Source organism: Arthrobacter sp. K4-10C (genome assembly GCF_059090085.1).
Genome location: NZ_JBNHFI010000001.1, coordinates 226,227 through 244,232 on the forward strand (window position 1 = coordinate 226,227; position 18,006 = coordinate 244,232).

An 18,006-nucleotide genomic window follows, 5' to 3' on the forward strand; every position below is an offset into this window, starting at 1 on the left:
TACCCAACAGCGCGGGACGGGGCATTGTTCCCCGTCCCCCGCTTTAACAATCAGGACACAGGCTGCTTCCACAGGTTGATATCGGATTCGACGGCGAATTCGTCGATAGCCGCAAGCTCCCCGGGCGTGAAGTCCAGGTTGTTGATGGCCGCCAGGGAGTCCTCCAGCTGCCGGACGCTGGACGCACCGATGAGGGCAGAGGTGACAGGCGAGCCCTTCGGCTGGTCGCGGAGGATCCAGGCGATGGCCATCTGGGCCAGCGACTGTCCGCGGCCCTCGGCGATGGCATGCAGCCCGCGGATCCGGTCCAATTTCTCGTCAGTGATGGCGTCCTCGGACAGGAACCGGGCCTTGGCGGCGCGGGAGTCGGCGGGAATGCCGTTGAGGTACCGGTTGGTGAGCATGCCCTGGGCCAGGGGCGAGAAGGCGATGGACCCGGCACCCACCTGGTCCAGTGCCTCGTACAGGTTGGGCGTGCCGTTCTCGGTCCAGCGGTTGAGCATGGAGTAGCTGGGCTGGTGGATCAGCAGCGGCGTGCCCAGTTCCTTCAGGATGCGGGCAGCCTCGATGGTCTGCTCCGGCGTGTAGGAGGAGATGCCGGCGTAGAGGGCCTTTCCAGAGCGGACGGCGTAGTCCAATGCCCCCATGGTTTCCTCCATGGGGGTTTCGGGGTCCGGGCGGTGGCTGTAGAAGATGTCCACGTAGTCCAGGCCCATCCGCTGCAGGGACTGGTCAAGGCTGGAAATGAGGTATTTGCGCGAACCCCACTCGCCGTAGGGGCCAGGCCACATGTAGTACCCGGCCTTGGTGGAGATGACCAGTTGGTCCCGGTAGGGCTTGAAGTCGTCCTGCAGGTGCCTGCCGAAGTTGGTCTCCGCGGAGCCGTCCGGCGGGCCGTAGTTGTTGGCAAGGTCAAAGTGGTTGACGCCGAGGTCGAAGGCGCGGCGTAGGATGGCACCTTGTTCGTCGAAGCGCTTGTCATCACCGAAGTTGTGCCACAGGCCCAGGGAGACGGCCGGGAGCTTCAGGCCGCTGCGGCCGACGCGGCGGTAGGGCATGGAATCGTAGCGGTCCTCCGCTGCAGAATAAGTCATACGTTCCATCCTGCCAGCTGTGACGCGGGCAACAGACCCAAACGGCCAAGGTTACGGTTGGGGAGCCGGCAAAGCGCTGACGACGTCGGCAATCGCCTTCTCGTACTGCCGCGTCTGGAGGTAGTCGCTATGGCTCACAACCAGGAACTGGTAAGTGTAGGGATCCATCTCTTGGGCATAAGGATCCGTATCCACAACTTCAGTTCCGCCTGGGCCTGTGTACAGTACCGGAAATCCCAAGTAGTCGGTCTTGCGGTACAGGTTTACCCACCGGTTGCGACCGGGCCCGAGGATACTTCCAAGGCTCATTACGGCCGGGCCCGCCGGACCATTGAGTGATTCTCGCTCAATGAGTGGTCCTCCCGGCTCCAACAAGCCGGTTCGCGCGACAGGAGCAGTGGAGAGCACTGCTGGCCCGAAAAGCTCAGGAAAGAACCGGCCAAAGTACGGACGCAACTGTGTTCCGTAGGTCAGCAGTCCGATCCGATTGAATGGGAGGGTGGGGCGGGTTGCCCTCAAATGAAAGAGCGCGGCGACCGCGATAACGGCACCCAAGCTGTGTGCCGCGACCACCACTTTTCCTGTTCCTGGCGGCGGCGATCCCTCTGCGCCGTCCAACCAAGCGGCAATCCTTGCGGCAAATTCAGGAACCGCACGCTCACCATAGCTAGGAGGGCCGAACGGGTGGGCGGCCTTGGGCATAAAGCACATCAAATCCCAAAGGAGGGCCAGGGGTCGCGAGTTGGGCCTGGCTGACAGGACGGCCAGGGCAAGGATTGCCGCACCGGCAGCGACAAGGCCCAGAACTCCGAGTTCTTCGACAACCTCAATCATTACCGCCTCCCAGCCGGACTTCCATGACTCCTTAAAGGCGGCCAAGACCAAGGCCGCCAGCAGTCCCAGGAAGATAAAAAAGGCCAGCAGCGAGGCAACAGCTTCTGCCCTATGGGCGAGAGAAGCGGTGCGTCTGGAAGCTAGTAACTTCCGACCGGCAACTTTTTCCTGCGGCAACGGCCGGGCCACACCATAAGCGGCGAGCAAGTCGTCCACCGCGGCATCGGACGTGTTCCAAGCCATGGAATGCACTGCCCGCCAGGAGCAGAATCCCCAGATGACAGCTGCCAGGATAATCACACCGAGGAGCAAGCCGCTGAAGAGCGCAAAGACCGGCGGCGACTCCAACACGTCATCGACTACAGGTCCGTACCTCCACATCCCGTCGTCGCTGGTGCTGCGCCGCTCAAGATTGCCCTGCAAGAACGTTGCTGCCGCCCCCACTATCGCGCAGCTTAGGATGGTCGCGGCCCCCAAAGCCAGGGTGGAAAAGACTGCGGAGCCCTTACCCCGCCAGCCTAGCGACCGCTTGTCGTAATCCTTCCTGGGGAGCAGGCACATCAGGCCGATCAGTACCAGCATGGCGACCATGAGCCCTGCGGGAGCAGCGCTAAGGCCCAGCATGCCTGGTGCTCCCCCGGTTGAAGCCGTGTCCTCAGCGAATATGGAGGTGAGCACCGCCGTGGCTGCGCTAATGATTGCCGCAACGGCGATCGGCCCCCGCCACGAGCGACTAGCGTGCGAAGGGAGATCGGGGTTATCGGCAGATTTCCGAACCGTCTCTATGCCGGCTGTGGCGACAGCAGCAGCCCCCACCAGCCACGCGCACAACATCGCGAACCCGGCCGAACCCATCCGCTCCGGCATCAACTGTGGAACGCAGGCGCTAAAGAACGTATCCAAGCTTCGGCAGCCGTCCGCGATCCGCGGAAGAAATGCGTCCCAGGCTATGATGGCTGCTACCGCGCCCAATGCGGCCCACACGTGTAGCCATCCGTTGTAGCGAATCTCCTGCCGGGCTTCCCACAGATTCGGGATCATAAGGGTGGGGATCGCCGCTTGCGGTTCGCTGTCTGAGACAGGCGCTGCCGCCGCCGGACCGGGGCCGAGGTTGGGCCTGGGATGGAACCGGGTCCGGGCCAGGTAAGCGACGGCAGCGAGAACGCCCATGGCGACGAGGGGCAGCATGGTGAACAAGGCAATGCGCTGGCCTCGGGTCCAAAGTGCCAGTTCGTCCAAGAAAGCCGGCAATGTCGAGCAGATCTGCTCTTCCCGTGCCGGCAAGCCACCCTCTCCCGGCACGTCGGCCGGAAAACATTGGACCGCGATCAGGTCCAGCGAAACCACGGCGGCCGTCACCACAAAATACAGCGTGAGGACCAGGGCAAATAATCTGATGCGTCCCGCGCCGTCGCCGCCAGGACGCGCGTCGGCTGCATAGACCACAGGGACCTCCCCTGCCTCCCCAGGATCGGGAAACGTCACGCGGGGCAGGGGCCTGCTCCAGTAGGCAGTGTTGGTCAGTCCAAAAGGCATCAGCAGGAACCAGGCAGTCCGAACCGCGGCATCAGCGATCTTGCTGGCGAAGCCAACTCCGGTGAAACGTGCCAACCGGCCCCAAGAATATGCCTCCACCACACGAAGGCTGCCGTTAGTCGATTGGGCGTCGTCTCCTGCCTTCACCCGGTAGAAGCCGGCAAGGTCATCGCCCCAACAGAGCTCGACTTCCTCAGGAGTCAGCGTGGCGTTGCCAGATCGAAGCAGTTCATGCGGAGGAGTATTGCGGACCCCATGGATCCGGAGTTCAAGCGTCGGATGAACCTCCGTATCGCTATCCACTGGATCCCCCATCAAGGCCTCCAACGCCCGCACCCACACACCGAGCTGGCCCTTACGGCCAGTTAGTACGCGAATAGTACGCCTAGGATAACTCCAGTGTCTATACTAACCTTTCGCCGTTCTCGGCTTATTGGTTAGGATGGCGGCGCTCCACGGCGCCAGGGCGAGGGCCTCGCCCTCCAGGCCGCTCCCCTCGTCGGTCGCCAGCAGAACCGAGCCGGAAGCTCCGTCCAGCCGGACCTTGGCGTCCGAGAAGTTGATAAGCACCTCGACGCTGCCGCGGCGGAACCGCAGCCAGCGCTCGTCGTCGTCGAACGCCACCTCCGTCTCGGTGAACCCAAGCCCGGCCAGCTCGGCGTGCTCGCGCCGCAGTGCTGTCAACCGCCGGTAAAGGTCCAGCAGCCGGGCGTGTTCGCCCGTGGAGGCCTCATCCCAGTTCAGCTTGGACCGTCGGAAGGTCTCCGGGTCCTGGGGGTCAGGCACGACGGCGGGATCCCACCCCAAACGTTCGAATTCCTTGATGCGCCCTTCCGCCGTGGCCTTGCCAAGCTCGGGTTCCGGGTGCGACGTGAAGAACTGCCACGGGGTGGAGGCAGCGAACTCCTCACCCATGAACAGCATCGGCGTGAAAGGTGAGGTGAGGGTGAGCACCGCGGCCACGGCCAGCTGCCCGTAGTCCAGCGACTGCGAGAGCCTGTCCCCCGTGGCCCGGTTGCCGATCTGGTCGTGGTTCTGGTTGCAGACCACCAGCGCCGCGGGGTGCACCAGCGACGTGTTGATGGGCCGGCCGTGGTGGCGCCCGCGGAAGCTGGAGTAGCTGCCGTCGTGCAGGAACCCGTCCTTCAGCACCTTGGCCAGCACAGCCAGGGATTCGAAGTCGGAGTAATACCCGGTGGTTTCGCCGCTGACGTTGACGTGGACGGCATGGTGGAAGTCGTCGCTCCACTGCCCGGCCAGCCCGTAGCCGTTGGTGTCACGCGGGTACAGCAGTCGCGGGTTGTTCAGGTCGGACTCCGCGATGAGCGTTTTGGGCAGCCCGGTTTCGGCGGACACTGCGTCGCCCAGTGCGCCGAACTCCTCGAGGATGTGCACGGCACGCTCATCCCGCAGGGCATGCACGGCGTCCAGGCGGAGCCCGTCCACGTGGTAGTCCCGCAGCCACAGGGCAGCGTTGTCCAGGATGTACTCGCGCACCACGTCCGAGCCATGTCCGTCCAGGTTGACCGAGTCGCCCCAGGTGTTGGCGTCACCCTGCTTCAGGTACGGGCCGAATTTGGGCAGGTAGTTGCCGCTGGGCCCAAGGTGGTTATAGACCACGTCCTGGATGACGCCCAGCCCTGCCGCGTGGGCAGCGTCGACGAAGCGCTGGTAGGCGGCGGGGCCGCCATAACCCTCGTGCACGGCGTACCACTGGACGCCGTCGTAGCCCCAGTTGTGGGTTCCGTTGAAGCCGTTGACGGGCAGCAGCTCAATGAAGTCGATGCCCAGCTCAGCCAGGTAGCCCAGCTTCTCCGCGGCAGCGTCCAGGGTTCCCGAAGGCGTGAAGGTGCCCACATGGAGTTCGTAGATCACCGAGCCCTTGAGGTCCTTGCCGCCCCAGCCGGAGTCCTGCCACGGGTAGGAGGCCGGGTCGAACGTTCGGGACAGCTCGTGGACACCGGACGGCAGGCGCCGCGACCGGGGATCGGGGACAGGATGGCCGTCCCCGTCCAGCAGGTACCCGTAGTCCACTTCGCCGTCGCCGGGAGCGTCGGGGGCGGTCCACCACCCCTCAGAACCGGGCGCCGTGTCTTTCTTCAGCATGGGGTACTGCCGGCCGTTGGCCAGCAGGATCACGGATGTGGCGTCCGGGGCCCAGACATCGAAGCGCTCAGGACCAACATTGACCAGGGTCATGCGTTCTCTCCATCCACCGGTACCAGCAAAGCCACCGGGTAGGTACCCAGGACATCCGCCACCGAAACGCTGCCAGGCCCGTAGCCGGTCCCGGTGAGTTCGTCCCGCATGGGAACGGAAAGTTCGACGGCGGTGTCCCGCCAGCCGCCGCCGGCTTCCAGTCCTGCGGGGAGCCGGGTGGCAAGCGTCAGCGCCCCTGGCGACGTGTGCGGGGTGCCGCGGGAAAACGCCAGCAGGTGTTCGGCCGCCGCACCCGTGGCCGCCACCGGGCTGTAGCCCTGGAACAGTTCCGGCCGGTCACGCCGCAGGCGGAGTGCCCGCGAGGTGGCCAGGAGCTTGCTGGCTTCCGTTCCCGCTGCCGGCAACATCCCGCCGTCGATCCTTGCCAGCTCCTGCCGGCGGAGCGTGAAGTCCACGGGCCGGCGGTTGTCCGGGTCCGTCAGGGAGCGCTCCCAGAACTCACTGCCCTGGTAGACGTCCGGCACGCCGGGCATGGTGAGCTGGACCAGTTTCGCTGACAGGGAGTTGGACGCGGCGTGGGCGTCAATCCGTGCCACAAACTCCTCCACTGCCTTGTTCACCCGGGCGTCGTCGAACGCCGCGTCCACGGCTGCCTTCACGGCGGACTCAAAGTCCTCGTTGGGCTCTGTCCACTTCGTGGAGTTGCCGGCCTCGCGGGCCGCCTTCTCCGCGTACCCCTGGAGCCGCTCCCGGCTGGCGGGCCACGCGCCGATGATGGCCTGCCACAGCAGGTTCTCGTACGGGCCGTCCGGGATCGGCGCCAGTTCCCGCAGGGTATTCAGTGTGGCCGTCCACTCCTGCGGCAGTTCGGCGATCACGGAGATCCGCGCCCGGGCGTCCTCGCTGCGCTTGGTGTCGTGGGTGGACATCGTGGTCATGGACAGGGGCAGGTCCTCCTGCCGGCGGCGCATCCGGTGGTGGAACTCCTCCGGCGCGACGGCGAACTCGGTTGGTTCGGCGCCCACTTCGGTCAGCGTGCCCAGGCGGGTGTAGCGGTAGAACGCGGTGTCCTCGACGCCCTTGGCCATGACCATGCCGGAGGTCTGCTGGAACCGGACCGCAATCGGGTTTGCCGGGTCCAGCAGCAGCGGCAGGAGTGTTCCCACGGCCACGGCCAGGTCCGGCCGGTGTTCCGCGGCGGACCCGCACGCTTCCTTGAGGATCTCGGCGCCTGTGGGCAGGTAGGTCCGGTAGACCGGGAACGATGCGATGATTTCCGCGATGGCGTCGGCCGCCTGCTCCAAGGGCAGCCCGTAGGACTCCGGCACCAGGCGGGCCAGGCGCAGCACCTCGGACCTCAGGATGCCGTCCGCGATCATCCGCTTGGTGCCGCGGATCATTTCGGCGTAGTCCGCCGGTCCGGAAGCCCCGCGCAGGTCAGCGTCCAGGGCATCCAGCGCGGCCTGCCCTGCGGGGTCCACGAACACGCGGTCCACGTCCGCCAGGGCGTCGTAGCCGGTAGTGCCTTCGCAGGCAAAGTCCCCGGGGAGCACTTCGCCAGGCTCCAGGATCTTTTCCACCAGGACGTAGCCCCCGCCGGTGAGGTCCTTCAGCCAGCGCAGGTAGCCGGCCGGGTCCGCCAGACCATCGGGGTGGTCCACCCGGAGGCCGTCCACCAGTCCCTCGCGGAACCAGCGGCCCACCTCGGCATGGGCTTCCTCAAAGACCCGGGGAAGCTCAACCCGGATGCCCGCCAGCGTGGTGACCGCAAAGAACCGGCGGTAGTTGAGCTCGGCGTCGGCGCGGCGCCAGCCCATCAGCTCGTAATGCTGCCGGCTGTGGACGTCCTGCGGCGAGTCGCCTTCGGCGTAGGTGCCCGGCGCGAGCGGGAAGCGGTGGTCGTAGTAGCGGAGTTCGCCGTCCTTGATTTCCAGCTTGTCCAGGTCCGCGTCGGAGCCCAGCATGGGCAGCCGGATCTTGCCGCCGGCCAGGTCCCAGTCCACGTCGAAAGCCTCGGCGTAGGGCGAGCCCCGGCCTTCCCGGAGCAGCGACCACCACCACGGGTTCTGCGGGGGCGAGGCAACGCCCACATGGTTGGGGACGATGTCCACCAGGACGCCCATGCCATGCTCGCGGGCAGCCGTGGACAGAGCCAGCAGCCCTTCCGGGCCGCCGCGCTCCGGGTCCACCGCGGAGGGGTCGGTGACGTCGTAGCCGTGGTCCGAGCCCTGCTCCGCGGTGAGGATGGGCGAGAGGTACACCCAGTCCACACCCAGCGATTTCAGGTACGGGACCTGTTCGGCAGCATCGAACAGCGTGAAGCTGCTGCGGATCTGCAGCCGGTAGGTGGATGCGGGGGTCCTCATTTGTCAGATGCCTTCCGCGTGCCCACCTTCGTCGTCTTCCCCGGCTCTGCCACCACGGGCGTGCTGATGGACTCCGCCTCGCTGGTTGTGGACTGTGTCAGCGCGGCAAGCGAGGCGGCCACGGAATGGTCCGGCTCAACCTCCGGCACGGTGTGGGCCCGGAGGACCACCAGGGACTTGGCTTCCACGGGCAGCGGCTCGCCGGCGGAAACCGGTTCGGTGTCCGCGTTCTGCCCGGCGCTGTCGATAATGATGTCCCACGCCGGGGCGTACTCGTCGGACGGAAGCGTGAACTTGACCGTGTCGTCGTGGGCGTTGAAGTACAGCAGGAAGTTCACGTCGGTGATCCGGCGTCCGCGGCTGTCCTTGCCCTGGATGCCGTCGCCGTTCAGGAACACACCCACAGAGCGGCCGAACCCGCTGTCCCAGGCCTCTGGCTTCATGGTTTCGCCGTCCGGGTCCAGCCATACGATGTCCGGCAGGCGTTCACCTTCGCCCCGCAGGACGGGCCGGCCGTCGAAGAACCGGCTGCGACGGAACGTGGGGTGCTTGGCGCGGAGGGCGTTGACGGCTGCGGTGAACTCGACCAGTGGCTGGTCGATGGTCTCCCAGTTGATCCAGGTCAGCTCGGAGTCCTGGCAGTAGCCGTTGTTGTTGCCCTGCTGGGTGCGGCCCATTTCGTCGCCGTGCAGGATCATGGGCACGCCCTGGGACAGGAGCAGCGAGGCGAGGAAGTTCCGCTGCTGCCGGGCCCGGAGCGCAAGAATTTCGGGATCGTCCGTGGGGCCTTCAACACCGCAGTTCCAGGAACGGTTGTGGGATTCGCCGTCGTTGTTGTCCTCGCCGTTGGCCTCGTTGTGCTTCTCGTTGTAGGACACCAGGTCGTGGAGGGTGAAGCCGTCATGCGCCGTGACGAAGTTGATGGAGGCGACGGGGCGCCGGCCGGAGTGTTCGTAGAGGTCGGCCGAACCAGTGATGCGGGAGGCGAACTCGCCCAGCGTGGCAGGTTCGCCGCGCCAGAAGTCGCGGACCGTGTCCCGGTACTTGCCGTTCCATTCGGTCCACTGCGGCGGGAAGTTGCCCACCTGGTAGCCGCCGGGCCCCACGTCCCAGGGCTCGGCGATGAGCTTGACCTGCGAGACCACCGGGTCCTGCTGGATGAGTTCGAAGAAGGTGGACAGCTTGTCCACGTCGTAGAACTCGCGGGCCAGCGTGGAGGCGAGGTCGAAGCGGAAGCCGTCCACGTGCATCTCCGTCACCCAGTAGCGCAGCGAGTCCATGAGCAGCTGCAGGGAGTGGGGCTGGCGGACGTTCAGCGAGTTGCCGGTGCCCGTGTAGTCCATGTAGTACTTTTCGTCGCCCTCCATCAGCCGGTAGTAGGCGGCGTTGTCGATGCCCTTGAAGGACAGCGTGGGGCCGAGGTGGTTGCCCTCGGCGGTGTGGTTGTACACCACGTCCAGGATGACCTCAATGCCGGCTTTGTGCAGCGAGCGGACCATGGCCTTGAAATCCTGGACCTGCTGCCCGGTGTCACCGGTGGAGCTGTAGGTGTTCTGCGGCGCGAAGAAGCCGATGGTGTTGTAGCCCCAGTAGTTGGTCAGGCCCTTGTCCTGCAGCGTGCCGTCATTGACGAACTGGTGCACGGGCATGAGTTCGATGGCGGTGACGCCGAGTTTCTGCAGGTGCGCGATGACGGCAGGATGCGCCACCCCGGCATAGGTTCCGCGCTGTTCCTCGGGGACGTCCGGGTGCAGCTGGGTGAGGCCTTTGACGTGCGCCTCGTAGATGACGGACTGGTGGTAGGGAATCCGGAGGTTCTGGTCGCCCTCCCAGTCGAAGAACGGGTTGATGACCACGCCGAGCATCATGTGCCCGGCGGAATCCTCGTTGTTGATTGAGTCCTCTTCACCCAGGTTGTAGGTGAACAGCGACGGGTCCCAGTCCACCTGGCCGTGGATGGCCTTGGCGTAAGGGTCCAAGAGGAGCTTGTTCGGGTTGAAGCGGTTGCCGGAGGCGGGATCGTAGGGTCCGTGGACACGGTAGCCGTACTTCTGGCCGGGCTGGACCTGCGGGATGTAGCAGTGCCACACATAGCCGTCCACCTCGTCCAGGGTGATGCGGGTTTCTTCGCCGTCGTCATCAAAGAGGCACAGTTCCACTTTTTCTGCTCGTTCGCTGAACAGGGCAAAGTTGGTGCCGGTGCCGTTGTACGTGGCGCCAAGGGGATAAGCCGATCCGGGCCAGACTTCCATAATGCTCCTCATCGTTGGTCGGCAGCGGTACTGAACCGCCCCCAGCTGCCGTGCGAACTATGCCTACCGTAGCGGGTGGCTGTGACTTCCACGTTTCCGGCCACCCGAATTGCTAAGCATGCTGACTTTACCCCAAACATCGGGAATCGCGTTGGCGATTACGCCAGCAGTGATCGGACCTCCTGAGTAGAAGTCCGACGCCGACCTGCCGGCTTTGCCGTGCAGCGCCGCTCCCAGCGCGGCAAGTGCAGCCCACCGGCCGTCCTCGTCGGTATTGTTGGTGGCCGTGTTTTGAACGTTGGGAACCGGTAACCGGAAGCGTCCGACGTCGGGTCCCGCCTGGGCGAGCAGTGCGCCGATGACACCGGCCAGGACGTCTCCGCTGCCGGCGGTGGCCAGCCAGGGCGTTCCGTCCGCCTGGCTGTACACATCACCGGTAGGGGCAGCCACCAGGGTGGACGCTCCTTTCAGCAGGACGGTGGCGCCGGTCCGGGCGGCGGCGCGGCGGACGGCGCCCAAAGTTGCGGCTTCCACCGCGTCCCGGTCCTCCGACCCGCCCATGCGCTGCAGAAGCGAGGCTAGCTCGCCGGCGTGCGGGGTCAGGACCACGTGCGGGGCGAGCGTCTCGGGAAGCGCGGGCAGGGCTCCGGCGTCCGCCACCGTGGGGAGCCCGGAGTCCACGGCGTCCCGGGCCCGTGCCAGCTGCCCATGGTCTTCGGTCCCCATCCCGGAGCCCACCAGCCAGGCCTGCACCCGGTTGTCGGCCACGGTACCGGTGCTGCACACAACTTCCGGGCATGAATGCCGCACCAGGTCGGCCACCTCGGGCGGCCCAAGGTACCTCACCATTCCCACGCCAGCCGCGAGGGCACCGCGGCAGGCCAGGACCGCGGCCCCGGGGTAGGCGGCAGATCCCGCGACCACACCCAGGACCCCGCGCGAATACTTGTGGGCGCGGCGGGCGGGGCTTGGCAGGAGCGCGGCGAGGTCCGCGTCCTCCAGCCGGCGCAGCGGCGGACTGGGAAAGTTGTCTTCGATGCCGATGGGCACCGCCTGCACCCGGCCGGCATAGTCCGCGCCGGGATCCGCGAGCAGGCCGCACTTGGCAGCCCCGAACGTGACGGTCAGGTCAGCCGCCAGCACCGGCGCAGCGGCGCCGCCGGTGTCGGCGTCCACGCCGCTGGGCAGGTCGCAGGCCACCACGAACCCATGCCTCTCGACCCGGCGGGCTTCCACGATGGCCTCGACGAACGTTGCGGCGCTCCCCCGCAGCCCGCCCTTGGCTCCGGTTCCCAGCACGGCATCAATCACGACGTCCGCTCGCGCGGCTTCCGCCGCCAGCCCACCCAGTACCGCCTCCGTTAGTTCATGGGCACGCCCGCCGGCGCCCTCAAAAGCAGCCAGCGCCTGGGGGTGGCCCATCCCCGAGGTGAGGACCGCCGTCGTACGCATCCCGCGCGCGGCAAGGAACGCAGCCGCGTAAAGCCCGTCCCCGCCGTTGTTGCCCTTGCCGGCGAGCACCACCAGGCGTGTGCCGTAGATGCGCCGGCCGCGGCTGCGGAGTTCCATGATGACGGCGTTGGCCAGCCCGTGCGCAGCGCGCTGCATCAGCGCGTCACCCAGCCCGGCAGCCAGGAGTGGCTCCTCGGCGGCCCGGACCTGCGTTCCGGTGAAGGCGCTGATCATCTGGTCAGGTCATCTGCTCAGGCGGATGCCCGGGCCCGGTGCCTGCTCAGCCCTCGGCCAGGACCGTGGCGGTGGCGATCCCGCCGTCATGGCTGATGGAGAGGTGCCAGCGCTTGACGCCCTTGGCTTCGGCGACGGCCAGCACGGTGCCCTTGACCTGGACGGTGGGGCCGTTGTGGTCCAGACCGATCCAGCAGTCCTGCCAATTCATGCCGGCGGGTGCCCCCAATACCTTAGCCACGGCTTCCTTGGCAGCGAACCGGGCGGCCAGGGACCGGGTGTTCAGTTCCCGCTCGGCGGGGACGAACAGCCGGTCCCGGAGGCCCGGTGTGCGCTCAAGCTGGCGGCCGAACCGCTCGATGTCTACGACGTCTACCCCAATGCCTACGATCATGGCACTACTCTACGGTCACGCTCTTGGCGAGGTTGCGCGGCTGGTCCACGTCGTAGCCCTTGGCCGCGGCGAGTTCCGCGGCGAAGATCTGCAGCGGGACGGTGGTCAGCAGCGGCATCAGCAGGGTGGGCGTCTCGGGGACGTAGAAGACGTGCTCGGCGTAGGCCTTGACCGCTTCGTCGCCTGCTTCGGCAATGACCAGGGTGCGGGCGCCGCGGGCGCGGACTTCCTGGATGTTGCTGATCACCTTGGCGTGCAGCGATTCGCGGCCGCGCGGGGACGGCACGATCACGAACACCGGCTGGCCTTCATCGATCAGGGCGATGGGGCCGTGCTTGAGCTCGCCGGCGGCGAAGCCCTCGGCGTGGATGTAGGCGATCTCCTTGAGCTTCAAGGCGCCCTCGAGGGCCACCGGGTAGCCGACGTGCCGGCCCAGGAACAGCACGGACTTCTCGTTGGCCATGCTCCGGGCCAGTTCACGCAGCGGACCTGCGTTGTCCAGGATGGTCTGGATCTTCTCCGGGATCTTGTTCAGGTCCGCCAACACGTCCCTGATCTGGCCGGAGAAGATGTTGCCGCGCAGCTGTGCCAGGTACATGCCCAGCAGGTAAGCGGCCGTGATCTGGGCCAGGAACGCCTTGGTGGAAGCCACCGCGATCTCCGGGCCGGCGTGCGTGTAGAGCACGGCGTCGGACTCACGCGGGATGGTGGAGCCGTTGGTGTTGCAGATCGAGATGGTCTTCGCGCCCTGTTCCCGGGCGTAGCGGACGGCCATCAGGGTGTCCATCGTCTCCCCCGACTGGGAGATGGACACTACCAGGGTGTTCGCGTCTAGGATCGGGTCGCGGTAGCGGAACTCGTGCGCCAGCTCCACCTCGGTGGGGATCCGGCACCAGTTCTCGATCGCGTACTTCGCCACCGTCCCGGCGTACGCGGCCGTGCCGCAGGCCAGCACGATGATCTTGTTGACCTGCTTCAAAAGCTCCGGATCGATCCGGATCTCGTCCAGGGTCAGCTTCCCGTCCAGGTCCGAACGGCCCAGCAGGGTCTGCGCCACGGCGTCTGGCTGGTCATGGATTTCCTTCTCCATGAACGAGCTGAAACCGCCCTTCTCAGCCGAGGCCGGGTCCCAGTCCACGTGGTACTCCTTGCCGTTGGCCGGGTTGCCGAAGAAATCGGTAATGTCCACCGTGTCGGCGGTGATCGTGACAATCTGGTCCTGGCCCAGCTCCACCGCGCGGCGGGTGTAGTCGATGAACCCGGACACATCCGAGCCCAGGAAGTTCTCCCCCTCGCCCAGGCCGACCACCAGCGGCGAGTTCCGGCGCGCGGCCACCACCACATCGGGCTGGTCAGCGTGCACGGCAAGGAGGGTGAAGGCGCCCTCAAGGCGCTGGCAGGCAAGCTCCATCGCCCGGGTCAGGCCGCCGTCGGACGTGTCCCCGCCCAGCTTGTTCCGGAAAATGTCCGCCAGCAGCGCCGCGGCGACCTCGGTGTCCGTCTCGGACGCGAACTCCACGCCCTTTTCCAGCAGCTCCACCTTCAGCTCGGCGAAGTTCTCGATGATCCCGTTGTGGATCACGGCGAGCTTGCCGCCGTCAGCCAGGTGCGGGTGAGCGTTGCGGTCCGTGGGCCCGCCGTGCGTGGCCCAGCGGGTGTGGCCGATACCGGTCACCGTCTCCGGCAAAGGCCGCGCCTCCAGCTCCGCGATCAGGTTGCTCAGCTTCCCCGACTTCTTCCTTGCCTCGATGCTGCCGTGGGACACCACAGCCACCCCCGCGGAGTCGTAGCCCCGGTACTCCAGGCGGCGCAGCCCCTCCAGGACAACATCCAAAGCATTGTGACCGGCAATTACACCGTCAACCGGACGGCCCACATATCCCACGATTCCACACATAGGCTAAAGACTATCGGCTGGGAGCCCTAGCTCTAAACCGCCTCGCACGGGCCTGTGGACTCGAGTGTGGCGGCTGCACGCCGCCCGGAGAGAGACGCCTGCATTTCGCTATGTGCCGGGGGCGGGGCAGAATCACTAGCGTGACTTTGCAACGCAACGAGGCGAATGGAGAGGGTGTCTCCCCGTTCGTGGAGCTGGACCGGCAGACCTGGTCCAGGCTGGCAGCCCAGATGGAACAGCCTCTTAATGAAGAGGATATCGTCCGCCTGCGCGGCCTTGGCGATCCCCTGGACATGAGGGAGATCCGCGAGGTCTACCTGCCCCTCTCCCGCCTCCTGCACCTGTACGTCGAGGCGGCAGGCCAGCTGCACGCGGCCACCACCACGTTCCTTGGCGAGCAAACCCAGCGCACCCCGTTTGTGATCGGCGTGGCGGGTTCGGTGGCGGTGGGCAAGTCAACCATTGCCCGCGTACTCCGCGAGATGCTGCGCCGCTGGCCGGGCACCCCGAACGTGGAACTGATCACCACCGATGGTTTCCTTTACCCCCTGGCCGAACTGAAGCGGCGCCAGCTGCTGGACCGCAAGGGTTTCCCCGAGTCCTACGACCGCCGCGCGCTGCTCCGGTTCGTGAGCGAGATCAAGAGCGGGGCAGAGGAGGTCCGGGCGCCCTGGTACTCGCACGTCACGTACGACATTGTTCCGGACAAGGAAGTGGTGGTCCGCCGGCCGGACGTCCTGATTGTGGAGGGACTGAACGTGCTGGCCCCCGCGCGCCCCCGGCATGACGGCCGGCAGGGCCTGGCGCTGAGTGACTTCTTCGACTTTTCCATCTATGTGGATGCCAAGACGTCCTACATCGAGGAATGGTACGTGGACCGGTTCCGGAAGCTGCGGAGCACGGCGTTCGCGCAGCCGGAGTCCTACTTCCACCGGTATGCCAGCCTGTCCGACGACGAGGCCGAGAGCACGGCCCGGGACATCTGGAAGCGCATCAACGAGCCCAACCTTGAGGAGAACGTCCTACCCACCCGCGGGCGGGCGCAGCTGGTGCTCACCAAAGAGGCGGACCACACGGTGCGGCGCATGCTGCTACGGAAGGTGTAGCACAGGTGTGCTACGGCTGCCCGCCTGATTCGGATCCTTCGGTTCCCAGCCGCCGGAGCTTTGCCCGCTTCCTCGCCACAGGCGCGGGGCTGACCGTCCTGACAGCCTGCACGCCGGAGGCACCCAAGGTGGCGCCGCCGTCGTCCTCTCCTTCGGCGTCCCCCTCCCCCGCTGCCGTGACCGCTTCGGCAACCCCGACGGCGGAGTCCGCCACGTTGCCGCCCGCGCCTCCGGAGCCGGTCCCGACGCCTTCTCCCTCCGCCGCGCTGCCGCGGCAGTTCTCCCTGGCGGACCCGGCGAGCCCGTGGCTGATCGTGAACAAGCACCGGCCGCTGGTGCCGGCGGCGTACGCGCCGGCCGACCTGGTGCGTCCCGCCGTCACGATGACTGTGTCCGGGGAGGCGTCACTCCTGAACAGCACGACGGCGGCCGCCGCGGAGGCGATGTTCGCGGCGGCCGCGCGCGATGGGGTGTCCATGGTGCTGGCGAGCGGCTACCGCTCGTACGCGACACAGGTGGCCACCTACAACGGCTACGTTGCGGCCCGCGGCCAGGCCGACGCCGACAATGCCAGCGCGCGCCCCGGCTATTCGGAGCACCAGACGGGGTGGGCGTTCGATATTGCCGACGGCGGGGGCGCGTGCGGATTCCAGCCGTGCTTCGCGGACCAGCCCGCCGCCGTGTGGGCGAAGGCGAACGGACACAGGTTCGGGTTCGTGGTGCGGTACCCATGGATGTTCCATCCGATTACCGGGTACTACTACGAGCCGTGGCACCTGCGGTACATCGGCGTGGAGGCCGCCACGGATATGGCGCACCGGGGCATTTTCACGCTGGAGGAGTACTTCGGCGTGGAGGCGGCGCCGGGGTATCCCTAAGGCTGTACATTGGCCGCATGGGGGACAATCGCGGCGCGGACCCGCAGAGCGAAATCGACAGCATCGTTGGACGCATCGGGGCTGCGGCGCGGGAGGACCTGACGCGGCGTAAGCCCCTCGACGAGAAGCAGATCGCTGCGCTGAGCTCTTCCCTGGCCTTCACGCAGGAACTCAGTTTGGGCACTCTTCAGGCGCTCGACAAGGATTTGGCCAGGTCCGACAGCCTAGCGATGTCCGGGGTCTTCGCGGATTTTAGCGGTGGACCTGGGGTTGCCCCTTTCCTAATACGTTTCTGTTCCCCTCCCAGCGCTCCTCCTTTGGCTCCCCGTCCAGCGGGTGCTGTAGACGCGGCGCTTTACGACATGCTGTTGTTCCGCGACATTCTGTTGGCGCACGGCAGCATTATGTTTTTCCGGTGTCACACTCGGGTGAAAGAGATCCTCAGCCTCAGCCCGGAGGTCAGCTTGGCAAGGGGCGGTGTGATCCAGTACGGCGCGAGCGAAGTAGTTCTGCTGCTCAACACGGCACATTCAATAGCTGCGCTTCAGCTCAGGCAGACCTCGGCGGGCATAACGGGCAACATGGGCTACTCGGGCCTTGATGCCTATGCAGACGCTCAGGACAACTGCCACTTCATGACCGCTGAGTTCGCGAAGTGGATACTCCGCCGGAGACCCCGCCACCAGGAAGTGGCCGCGCCTGCGAGCAGGGGCCGGTTGGCCAATTTCTGCATTTCGCCGTCGGAACTGGATCCGGAGCTGCTGCTGGCTGAACTTTCTAAGGTGGACGTTGACCGTCAGGCCTCCGTCCTGGCCCAGTCGAACGCACTGGACGTCAGATTGACACGTCCAGGGCGCGCCAAAAGCCTCCGGACAGATTTTCGTGGCATCAGTGATCGGGGTGTCCGGAGTTTTGATGTACGTACACTCCCCGGCGCGACCAATGCCGGTGATGCTTTTGAAGCGCACATCTGGCGTCGCCAGTCGAAAGAGGCTGCCCATCAATTCAAGATTGTTTGTTGGGTGGCGGGCCCACTCGCAGCCTTAGTAATTTCGTTCTGGCTCACGTGGCCGATGGTTCAGCAACTACTGTCAGGGCCTCCCACCAAGGATTGGCCCGGAGTACTTGCCTTTTTCCTGGCCGAACTGCTCGGCGGGACCTTTTTGGCAATGGGGGCTACATCGTTACTGAACCTGCGGACGGACGGCTTCTTCGCGATGGCTCGTGCCATGAGTCAATTCACAGTACTGCAGGGCCAGCGCACCCCTGAATTCCTCGCGGCCCTTCATACGCTCCGCCCGGAACTAATGCGGAACTTAAACTCCAGCCGTTTGCCTCGCTTCTTCTCATTTTGCTTCAACAAAGATGGAGCACTGCTGATTGGGGGTGGCTGGAGACCCGACATCATAGCTACCTTTCCCTGGGAAACCGTGCGCGGCATCGAGCCCGACCGGCCGTATGCGGCAGGTCCGGACCCCAGTGGGGTACAGCTAAGGGTTGACCACCACGGGGCGGAAGTTACGTTGGCCTTCCCGCTGGAGCGGGCAAAAGTGGCGTGGACGTCGCGCACATACTTGGAGGACAAGCCCATTGAAGCGACCTTGGGGATGATCCAAGGCTTACGGACGCTCAGAAGGATGGATTCTGTCGGGTCAGGCTTTGGTGATTGGTCGCGTCCGAACGCTCAAGCCACGGCAGCCCAGCTTCGAGCGCGGAGCCAGCAGATCTGGCGCGGCATTGTCGGCGCCGCACTTATCTGTCTCGCCAGTCCGCTGATCCTAGTGTTGTTCCTGCGATAGGTGT

11 protein-coding genes are annotated in these 18,006 nt (G+C 65.9%); 3 read left to right on the forward strand and 8 right to left on the reverse strand.

What is annotated here, in order from left to right:
- Nucleotides 1–50: 50 nt before the first annotated feature.
- The 8 genes from mgrA to glmS form a co-directional block, all read right to left on the reverse strand.
- Nucleotides 51–1,094, reverse strand: coding sequence for an L-glyceraldehyde 3-phosphate reductase (gene mgrA, locus AC5RUU_RS00995; protein WP_493973367.1), 1,044 nt, complete (start codon nucleotides 1,092–1,094; stop codon nucleotides 51–53).
- Between the two features lie 51 nt (nucleotides 1,095–1,145).
- Nucleotides 1,146–3,767, reverse strand: a complete 2,622-nt coding sequence (locus tag AC5RUU_RS01000) for a hypothetical protein (protein WP_493973368.1) — start codon at nucleotides 3,765–3,767, stop codon at nucleotides 1,146–1,148.
- A 105-nt stretch (nucleotides 3,768–3,872) separates the two neighbouring features.
- A complete protein-coding gene (treZ, locus tag AC5RUU_RS01005; protein WP_493973369.1) occupies nucleotides 3,873–5,663 on the reverse strand; it encodes a malto-oligosyltrehalose trehalohydrolase in 1,791 nt (596 codons plus the stop codon).
- Entirely contained in the window at nucleotides 5,660–7,990 is a 2,331-nt protein-coding gene (treY, locus tag AC5RUU_RS01010; RefSeq protein WP_493973370.1) for a malto-oligosyltrehalose synthase, read from the reverse strand. Before treY ends, treZ begins: the two co-directional genes overlap by 4 nt.
- Nucleotides 7,987–10,242: a glycogen debranching protein GlgX gene (gene glgX / locus AC5RUU_RS01015; protein ID WP_493973371.1), complete on the reverse strand. Its 2,256-nt coding sequence runs from the start codon at nucleotides 10,240–10,242 to the stop codon at nucleotides 7,987–7,989. Before glgX ends, treY begins: the two co-directional genes overlap by 4 nt.
- Nucleotides 10,243–10,305: 63 nt before the next feature.
- The gene (locus AC5RUU_RS01020; RefSeq protein ID WP_493973372.1) at nucleotides 10,306–11,928 is read right to left on the reverse strand and encodes an NAD(P)H-hydrate dehydratase; all 1,623 of its coding nucleotides are present in this window, start codon (nucleotides 11,926–11,928) and stop codon (nucleotides 10,306–10,308) included.
- Between the two features lie 46 nt (nucleotides 11,929–11,974).
- A complete protein-coding gene (locus AC5RUU_RS01025; RefSeq protein ID WP_013601780.1) occupies nucleotides 11,975–12,322 on the reverse strand; it encodes a holo-ACP synthase in 348 nt (115 codons plus the stop codon).
- A gap of 4 nt (nucleotides 12,323–12,326) precedes the next feature.
- Nucleotides 12,327–14,219 (reverse strand): glutamine--fructose-6-phosphate transaminase (isomerizing), encoded by a 1,893-nt coding sequence (glmS, locus tag AC5RUU_RS01030; RefSeq protein WP_493973373.1) that lies wholly within the window; start codon nucleotides 14,217–14,219, stop codon nucleotides 12,327–12,329.
- A 110-nt stretch (nucleotides 14,220–14,329) separates the two neighbouring features.
- Between glmS and coaA the strand changes: the two genes are divergently transcribed.
- Genes coaA through AC5RUU_RS01045 form a run of 3 tightly spaced genes read left to right on the forward strand, consistent with a single transcriptional unit; the run spans nucleotide 14,330 to nucleotide 18,002 of the window.
- Complete coding sequence (gene coaA / locus AC5RUU_RS01035; protein ID WP_493973374.1) at nucleotides 14,330–15,325, forward strand: type I pantothenate kinase; 996 nt, start codon at nucleotides 14,330–14,332, stop codon at nucleotides 15,323–15,325.
- A 5-nt stretch (nucleotides 15,326–15,330) separates the two neighbouring features.
- Nucleotides 15,331–16,203, forward strand: a complete 873-nt coding sequence (locus tag AC5RUU_RS01040; protein WP_493973375.1) for a M15 family metallopeptidase — start codon at nucleotides 15,331–15,333, stop codon at nucleotides 16,201–16,203.
- 17 nt (nucleotides 16,204–16,220) lie between these two features.
- A complete protein-coding gene (locus AC5RUU_RS01045; RefSeq protein ID WP_493973376.1) occupies nucleotides 16,221–18,002 on the forward strand; it encodes a hypothetical protein in 1,782 nt (593 codons plus the stop codon).
- The last annotated feature ends 4 nt before the right edge of the window (nucleotides 18,003–18,006 follow it).